7 protein-coding genes and 1 pseudogene are annotated in these 8,030 nt (G+C 71.9%); 6 read left to right on the top strand and 2 right to left on the bottom strand.

All coding sequences use genetic code 11. The features are described from left to right. Positions 1–441, bottom strand: a pseudogene (locus Q0741_RS00110) (heme utilization protein); the annotation flags it as partial. Between the two features lie 277 nt (positions 442–718). Next, positions 719–1,042, bottom strand: a complete 324-nt coding sequence (gene fliE, locus Q0741_RS00115; RefSeq protein ID WP_298231170.1) for a flagellar hook-basal body complex protein FliE — start codon at positions 1,040–1,042, stop codon at positions 719–721. A gap of 231 nt (positions 1,043–1,273) precedes the next feature. Between fliE and fliF the strand changes: the two genes are divergently transcribed. The 6 genes from fliF to Q0741_RS00145 all read left to right on the top strand — a co-directional run. Then, positions 1,274–3,010, top strand: coding sequence for a flagellar basal-body MS-ring/collar protein FliF (gene fliF, locus Q0741_RS00120; protein WP_298231171.1), 1,737 nt, complete (start codon positions 1,274–1,276; stop codon positions 3,008–3,010). A 6-nt stretch (positions 3,011–3,016) separates the two neighbouring features. Next, complete coding sequence (fliG, locus tag Q0741_RS00125) at positions 3,017–4,015, top strand: flagellar motor switch protein FliG (protein ID WP_298231172.1); 999 nt, start codon at positions 3,017–3,019, stop codon at positions 4,013–4,015. After that, positions 3,999–4,838: a FliH/SctL family protein gene (locus Q0741_RS00130; protein ID WP_298231173.1), complete on the top strand. Its 840-nt coding sequence runs from the start codon at positions 3,999–4,001 to the stop codon at positions 4,836–4,838. Before fliG ends, Q0741_RS00130 begins: the two co-directional genes overlap by 17 nt. Further along, positions 4,835–6,259, top strand: a complete 1,425-nt coding sequence (fliI, locus tag Q0741_RS00135; protein ID WP_298231174.1) for a flagellar protein export ATPase FliI — start codon at positions 4,835–4,837, stop codon at positions 6,257–6,259. The genes Q0741_RS00130 and fliI overlap by 4 nt, the downstream gene beginning before the upstream one ends. 137 nt (positions 6,260–6,396) lie before the next feature. Then, positions 6,397–6,867, top strand: a complete 471-nt coding sequence (fliJ, locus tag Q0741_RS00140; protein ID WP_298231175.1) for a flagellar export protein FliJ — start codon at positions 6,397–6,399, stop codon at positions 6,865–6,867. Next, positions 6,864–8,030: hypothetical protein (locus Q0741_RS00145; RefSeq protein ID WP_298231176.1), on the top strand; the 1,167-nt coding region annotated here is incomplete at its 3' end. The genes fliJ and Q0741_RS00145, both read left to right, overlap by 4 nt.

Raw genomic sequence — 8,030 nt, forward strand, 5'->3', positions numbered from 1 at the left:
GGCCGCGTCCAGGCTCGTGAGCTGCGCCGTCGTCAGCGCCGCCACCTGTGCCGTGCTCAGCGCGGCCATCTGCGTCGTGCTCAACGCAGCAAGGTCTGCCGAGCCCAAGGATGCAATTTGGGCCGAGGAAAGCGCCACCGTCTGCGCGGTCGTGAGCTTGTCGAGCTGGTCCGCGCCCAGCGCTGCAAGCTGTGCCGAACTCAGCGCCCGGATTGCCGCGGTGCTCAGTGCGCGCAGATCAGCGCTTTCCAATGCGTTGAGCTGATCCGACGTCAAGACGCTCACGGCCCGCGTGCCCATGGCCGGGACTTGCGCCGTGGTCAGCGCAACGATCTGGTCCGTGGAAAAGGTACGCCAGTCTTCAGTCGTCAGTGCGGCAATCTGTGCCGTGGTCAGCGCTGCAATTTGCGTGGTGTTGAGCAAATTGATGATGGTGGCCATGTGCTTTCCTCGAACAAGCGCTGCCGTCCGGACTTGCGACGGACGCGGGCGGATTTCCCCGAAGGGTCATTGGTGAATGGGAATCGGCGCCTGCCGGACCGTTGTCGGTGTCGGTGTCGGTGTCGGTGTCGGCAGGCGCTCGTCGCCTCGACGTGGTATCGAGACGTTTCTCGTATGCCTATCGGCAGCCGACTGGTGAACTTGAGCGTCGGCGCATGCGCCCCGACGAATCGCACGTCTACCGCGCAAAGGACAGAGGGTGCTCACATCCGGGCGATCAGACCGGCATGTTCATGATGTCGCTGTAGGCCTGCACCAGCCGGTTGCGCACGGTGAGCGTGGCCTGGAAGCCGATCTGAGCCTTCTGCATCGCGACCATGGTCTGCTCGATGCTCACCGCAGGGTTGTCCAGTTGCACCTCGCGCTGCAGGTTTCGCGCCTCGTTCTGCGAGGCGCTCACCGACTCCAGCGCCTGCTTCATGGCCAGCGCGAAGCCGCCGCCCTGCGGCGCCTGCGCGCCGCGCAGCGGCTGGCCGTCGGGCTGTAGGCCGGCGCGGGCCGCGGCCTGGGCGAAATCGAAGGGTTTGAGCTTGAGATCCATATATCGGCAAAGGAAAAGCGCGGGACACGTTTCGAAACAGGCACTCACAGCGCGCCAGCAGTGGACGTGCTAGCCCCAGAATGGCTGTGACTCTAGGAGCGGCCGTGCGGTCGCGGTGAAGCGAAGTGAGCCGGCTTTGCCGCCTTCATCGGCCGATGGCCCGGCACCGGGCGCGACAAGAATTGCGACCCTGTCCCGCACCCTGCCCCGCGTCCTGCCCGTCGCGCCGCCATGGATCAAGCCATCGTCCCCGTCAACCCACAGCAGCCGGCCGCCGACACGGCCACGGCGACGCCTGTGCCCAAGCGCTTCGCGCGCCTGGCGGCGCTGCCGCCGCGCAACAAGCTGATGCTGGGTATCGGTGCCGCGGGGCTGCTGGCGGTGCTGGTGGCGTTGCTCCTGCTGTGGGGCCGCGAGCCCGACTACCGGGTGCTGTTCACGGGGCTGTCGGACAAGGACGGCGGCGCCGTGGTGGCGCAACTGGCGCAGATGAACGTGCCGTACCGGCATGGCGAGGGCGGCACCCTGCTGGTGCCGGCCGACAAGGTGCACGACGCGCGGCTCAAGCTCGCCTCGGCCGGGCTGCCCAAGGGCAGCGTCGCCGGCTTCGAGCTGATGGACACCGCCCGCTTCGGGCAGACGCAGTTCCAGGAGCGCACGAACTTCCAGCGCGGCCTGGAAGGCGAGCTCACCCGTTCGATCATGTCGCTGGGCGCGGTGGAGACGGCGCGGGTGCACCTGGCGCTGCCGCAGCAGACGGGCTTCTTCCGCGAGCAGCAGAAGCCCAGCGCCTCGGTGCTGTTGACGCTGCGCCCGGGGCACAGCCTGGACCGCACGCAGATCGCGGGCATCGTCCACTTGGTGGCCTCCTCGGTGCCGGAGATGAATCCCAAGGCGGTGAGCGTGCTGGACCAGAGCGGCGTGCTGCTGTCGGGCCCGGAGGGCGTGGGGGCGCAGGGCGGCCTGGACGCGCAGCAGCTGGCCTATGTGCGCCAGGTCGAGCGCGGCCTGCAGCAGCGCCTGGTGGACATCCTGGAGCCGCTGGTCGGGCCGCAGAATCTGCGCGCCTCGGTGACGGCGGAGCTGGACTTCTCGCAGACCGAGTCCACCGCCGAGCAGTACAGGCCCAACCAGGGCGGCGAGCCTGCGGCGGTGCGCAGCCTGCACAGCAGCGAGGTCACCGGCAACGGCGGCACCCCGCCGCCGATGGGCGTGCCCGGCGCGCTGAGCAACCAGCCGCCCGTCGCGCCCAACGCCCCCATCAACGGCGCCTCCGCGCCGCTGCAGCCCACGCAGCCCAACTCCGGGTCGGGCGCGGGCCCAGGCGCCAAGCGCGAGAACGTCGTCAACTACGAGGTCGACAAGACCGTGCGCGTGACGCGCAACGCCACCGGCCTGGTCAAGCGGCTCACGGCCGCGGTGGTCATCAACCACCGCAGCATCGTGGACGCGAAGGGCAGGAGCACCCCCGTGGCAGCGACGCAGGAGGAGCTGGACCAGATCACCGCGCTGGTCCAGGAAAGCATCGGCTTCAACAAGGAGCGGGGCGACTCGGTGCGCGTGGTCAGCGCGCCCTTCCACGTCGATGCCGTGGACCCGGCCGACAGCCTGCCGCTGTGGCAGCAGCCCTGGCTGCAGGAGCTGCTGCGCAGCGCGGGCATGCCCGCGGCGCTGACCCTGGTGGCGCTGATGCTGCTGCTGGGCCTGGTGCGCCCGGCGCTGCGCCAGCCCGCCCCCCCACCCGGGCCGGCACTGCCGCCGCCCGGATCGCGGCTCGACGCCGTGGTGGACGACCCGCAGCTGCTGCCCCTGCCCGCCGACAACACGACACTGGCCGACAAGGCCGCGCCGATGCTGCTGTCCGACGAGAACAACACCGCGACGGTCGAGCAGATGCGCGCGCTGGCCCGATCCAACCCCGCGGTGGTGGCCAACATCCTGCGCGGCTGGTTCAACAAGGAAGGCTGATCCGGGATGGATGAACAAGGCCTGGAAGACGCCGCAATCCTGCTCATGACGTTGGGCGAGGAGGAAGCGGCGGAAGTGTTCAAGCAGCTCGCCCCCAAGGAGGTGCAGCGCCTGGGCGAGACCATCACGCGCATGAAGCCGGTGTCGCGCGAGCGGCTGGACGCCGTGCTGCACCGCTTCGCGCGGGAGGCCAACAGCCACAGCCTGCTCGTGCCCGACAACGACGAGTACGTCAAGGGCGTGCTGCGCCGCGCGCTGGGCGACGACAAAGCCAACCTGCTGATCGACCGGATCATGCAGTCCAGCGACATCACCGGCATCGAGAGCCTGAAGTGGATGGAGGCGCCCTCGGTGGCGGAGCTGCTGCGCAACGAGCATCCGCAGATCGTGGCGGCCATCCTGGTGCACCTGGACTTCGAGCAGGCCAGCGGGGTGCTCAAGTGCTTCCCCGAACGCCAGCGCAACGAGGTGCTGGTGCGCATCGCCACGCTCGACGGCATCCAGCCCAGCGCGCTCAAGGACCTCAACGATGTCATGGGGCGGGTACTCGCCGGTGGCGACCGTGCCACGCGCGCGGCCAGCCTGGGCGGTGTCAAGACCGCCGCGGAGATCATCAACATGCTCGGCGGCTCGGCCGAGACGGCGGTGCTGGACTACATCCGCGAGGCGGACTCGGACCTGGCGCAGAAGATCATGGACAACATGTTCACCTTCGACGACCTGGTCAGGATCGACGACCGCGGCATGCAGGCACTGCTCAAGGAAGTGCAGTCCAGCGCGCTGGTGGTGGCGCTCAAGGGCGCTTCGCCGGAGCTGCGCGACAAGATCTTCAGGAACATGTCCAGCCGCGCCGCGGAGATGCTCAAGGACGAGCTGGAGGCCCGCGGCCCGGTGCGGCTGTCGGAGGTCGAGATGCAGCAGAAGGACATGATCAAGACCATGCGTCGCCTTGCCGACGAAGGCGCGATCCTGCTGAGCGCCGGCACCGATGACCAGTTCATCTGACCGCCCGCCGCGCCCGGGCAGCCTGTACGCGCGCTTCATCCCGCGCGAGGAGCTGCACGGCTTCACGGCCTGGATGCCGGGCAGTTTCGAGCCGCCGGCGCCGGTCGAGCCGCCCGAGCCCACGCCGTGCCCTGACATCAGCGTCGCGGAGCACGAGGTGCTGCTGGAGGCCGCGCGTGCCGCGGCGCTGGAGGAAGGCGTCGCCCAGGGCCGGCGCCAGGGCTACGAGGACGGCCTGCGCGAGGGCCTGTCAGCGCTGGAGGACTTCAAGCGGCAGCACGCCGGGCAGCTGGAAGCCCAGGTGGGCATGCTGCTGCAATCCATCGACACGCAGTTCCAGGCCCTGGAGGACACGATGGCGCAGGCCGTGGCCGAGGCCGCCACGCGGCTGGCGCGCGCGGTGCTGCGCACCGAGTTGCACAACCGTCCGGAGGCGGTGGCGGCGGTGGCGCAGGAGGCCGTGGCCGCGATGCTGGCCGGCTCGCGCCAGCTGCGCATGCTGGTGCATCCCGAGGACGAGCCGCTGGTGCGGGCAGGCGCGGGCGTGCTGCTGGAGTCGCGCGGCGCGCGCGTGCTGGCCAGCCCGGCGATCGCGCGCGGGGGCTGCGTGGTGGAGTCCGAGCTCGGCCGCGTCGACGCACGCATCGAACAGCGCTGGGCCCAGGCGGCGCAGTTGCTGGGCGTGCCGGTGCCGTGGAGCGACCCGGCCGCCGAGGCCGCCGCCCGCCCGGTGGCCGCACCAGTGGCCCCAGCGCCGGCCGCCGAGGCGGACCTGGACCTGGACCTGGGCGAGGGCCCGGCCCTCCCCGGCGGCGGCGCATGAACGAGGAATTCCTGCAGTCCGCGCGGGCCGCGCGCGAGCGGCGCTGGGAGCGCTTTCTGTCGCGGCTGCCGCAGTTCGCCGAGCAGCCGCTGCCGCTGCCGGCCGAGGGCTCGCTCACGCGCGTGACGGGGCTGGTGCTGGAGGCCGCGGGATTGCGGCTGCCCGTGGGCGCGGCCTGCGAGGTGCGCATGGAGCGCGAGGCGCCGGTGCAGGCCGAGGTGGTGGGCTTCAACGGCGACCGCGCCTTCCTCATGCCCACGGGCGAGCTGCACGGCCTGGCCAGCGGCGCGCGCGTGCTGCCGCGCCCGGCGCCGGTGGCGGCGCCGCAGCTGCACCAGGACGTGCATCCCTGGCGCCGCAGCGAGGACCGCGGGCTGCTGCTGCCCGTGGGCGCGGGACTGCTGGGGCGCGTGGTGGACCCGCACGGCCAGCCGCTGGACCGCGGCGGCGCGCTGGCAGCCACCGCCGTGGCGCCGCTGGCGCGCCGGCCCATCAACGCCATGGACCGCGCCCCGGTGCGCGAACCGCTGGACACGGGCGTGCGCGCCATCAACGCGCTGCTGACGGTAGGCCGCGGCCAGCGCCTGGGCCTGTTCGCCGGCACGGGCGTGGGCAAGTCGGTGCTGCTGGGGATGATGGCGCGCTACACCCAGGCCGACGTGATCGTGGTGGGCCTCATCGGCGAGCGCGGGCGCGAGGTCAAGGAGTTCATCGAGGACATCCTGGGCGAGGAGGGGCTGCGCCGCTCGGTGGTGGTGGCCGCGCCCGCGGACGCGCCGCCGCTGGTGCGCATGCAGGGCGCCACCTACGCCACGGCCATCGCCGAGCACTTCCGCGACGCCGGGCAGCACGTGCTGCTGCTCATGGACAGCCTCACCCGCTACGCGCAGGCGCAGCGCGAGATCGCGCTGGCCATCGGCGAGCCCCCGGCCACCAAGGGCTACCCGCCGAGCTGCTTCAGCAGGCTGCCGCAGCTGGTGGAGCGCAGCGGCAACGGGCTGCACGGGGTGGGCTCGATCACCGCGTTCTACACGGTGCTGTCCGAGGGCGACGACCAGCAGGACCCGATCGCCGACGCGGCGCGCGGCATCCTGGACGGGCACTTCGTGCTCTCGCGCGAGCTGGCCGAGGGCGGGCACTACCCGGCCATCGACGTGGAGAAGTCGGTGTCGCGCGTGATGACCAGCGTGGCCGACAAGCCGCACCTGGAGGCGGCGCGGCGCACGCGCCAGCTGCTGGCGCGCTATGCCCGCGCGCGCGACCTGATCCAGCTCGGCGCCTACAGCCCCGGCCACGACCCGGAGCTGGACCTGGCGGTGCGGCTGCACCCGCATCTCATGCGGCTGCTGCAGCAGGGCATGCACGAGTACGCGCCGCTGGAGCAATGCAAGCAGCAGCTGATGGCGGTGCTGGGGAGTTGAAGCCCCGGCGCGGCGAAAGCACCGCTCTCCCCCGCCTTTTCCGCGCTTCACCGCGGCGCGCCGCGCCGGACACTGGCGGTGATGTACACGTATAGATATGGCGACGGCGCCCAAGGCGGTGGCGTCGCCCCTGGCCCATGAGCGACTTGAGCAGCCTGCAGGTGCTGCGGGAGCACGAGCAGCGCCGGCGCGACGAGGCCCAGGCGCGGCTGCGCCAGGCGCAGGCCCGGCTGGAGCAGGCGCAGCAGCAGGCCGAGCAGCTCGGCGGCTACCGCGGCGAGTACCAGCAACGCTGGACCGCGCAATTCAGCCGCAGCGGCACCGACACGGCACTGCTGCACTGCTATCAGAGCTTCGGCGAACGGCTGCACCAGGCGGTGGACCAGCAGCAGCAGGTGCGCGCGCAGGCCCAGGCGCAGTACGACCGCGCGCGCGAGGCGCTGCTGGCGCAGGAGCTGCGCCTGGCGGCGGTGGCCAAGCTGATTGAGCGCCGCCAGGCGGCCGCGCGCCAAACCGAGGAAAAGCGCGAGCAGAAGCGCAATGACGAAGCCGCCAGCCGCAGCGCGGCCAACGGATCCTGGAATCACCCCGGCGGAGCCCTGGCATGAAGCCCCTGACCCATTCCCCCAGCACGGCTGCCGTGGCCGCCCACGGCCGCGGCAGCCACAGCGCCAAGACGCTGCACACGGGGCCAGACGGCGATTTCAGGCAGGCCCTGGAAGAGGCCGGGCGACTGGCACAGGACACGCTCGACCACGCCGGACGCCCTGCACGCGCCACGGAGGTGTCCGCGGCGGAATCGATCGCCACGGCGGCGCCCGAGGCCATTGCGCCAGCGGCGGATGCCGCTGCGGGCGGCGCGGCACCGGTGGACGTGTCGGCGCTGCTGGCGCAGCTCGCGCGACCCGCTGCCGAACTGGCGCCGCCGGCACCCGGCGCGACGCCCGGGATGGGCGCAACGGCCGTGTCAACCCCGGCTGCAGTAACGGGCCCGCGCACGAGCGAGCCTGTCGCCATGCCGGTCACAGCGCAGGAGCCGGCGCCTCAAGCCCCAGCGCACCGTGGCGGCGGCGCCGTACAGGCTGCACCCCGGTCCGGCGACCACGGTGCCCGCCCTTCAATACAGCTTGCCGACGCGGCAACGATGCCCCGCCACGGCCTTGACGATTCGGCACGGTCTCCGGCCGGTACGTCGGCGACACAACGCGGCATGCAAGCACCAGTGGCTCCCACCGCGACGGCCATGCCGGCAGCAAGCGGCACGGATGCGGCTCACGGGCACGCCGCCACGGCAACGGCTCAGGACGGCAGTCAACTGCTGCCGGCGTCCTCCAGCACCGCGCCCACAGCGCAACGCGCCACGGCCGACAACCGCGGCCACGCCGCCACGGCAGCCGCACGGAACGGCAGTCAGACCCTGGCGGCATCCACCACCGCCGTGCCCACGCCGCAACGCGCCACGGCCGACGACCACAGCCACACCACCACGGCAACGGCTCAGGACGGCAGTCAACCTCTAGCGGCATCCGCCAGCGCTGCAGCCACCCCACAACGCGCCAGGGCTGCCGACCGCAGCCACACCGCCACGGCAGCCACACGGGACGGCAGTCAACCGCTGCCGGCGTCCTCCAGCACCGCGCCCACAGCGCAACGCGCCACGGCCGACAACCGCGGCCACGCCGCCACGGCAGCCGCACGGAACGGCAGTCAGACCCTGGCGGCATCCACCACCGCCGTGCCCACGCCGCAACGCGCCACGGCCGACGACCAC

This window comes from uncultured Azohydromonas sp., from assembly GCF_937926365.1.
In the GTDB taxonomy this organism is placed as follows: domain Bacteria; phylum Pseudomonadota; class Gammaproteobacteria; order Burkholderiales; family Burkholderiaceae_C; genus Azohydromonas.

Coding starts and splice junctions, on each gene's coding strand:
- fliE (WP_298231170.1), bottom strand. CDS start 1,042: ATGGATCTCAAGCTCAAACCCTTCGATTTCGCCCAGGCCGCGGCCCGC.
- fliF (WP_298231171.1), top strand. CDS start 1,274: ATGGATCAAGCCATCGTCCCCGTCAACCCACAGCAGCCGGCCGCCGAC.
- fliG (WP_298231172.1), top strand. CDS start 3,017: ATGGATGAACAAGGCCTGGAAGACGCCGCAATCCTGCTCATGACGTTG.
- Q0741_RS00130 (WP_298231173.1), top strand. CDS start 3,999: ATGACCAGTTCATCTGACCGCCCGCCGCGCCCGGGCAGCCTGTACGCG.
- fliI (WP_298231174.1), top strand. CDS start 4,835: ATGAACGAGGAATTCCTGCAGTCCGCGCGGGCCGCGCGCGAGCGGCGC.
- fliJ (WP_298231175.1), top strand. CDS start 6,397: ATGAGCGACTTGAGCAGCCTGCAGGTGCTGCGGGAGCACGAGCAGCGC.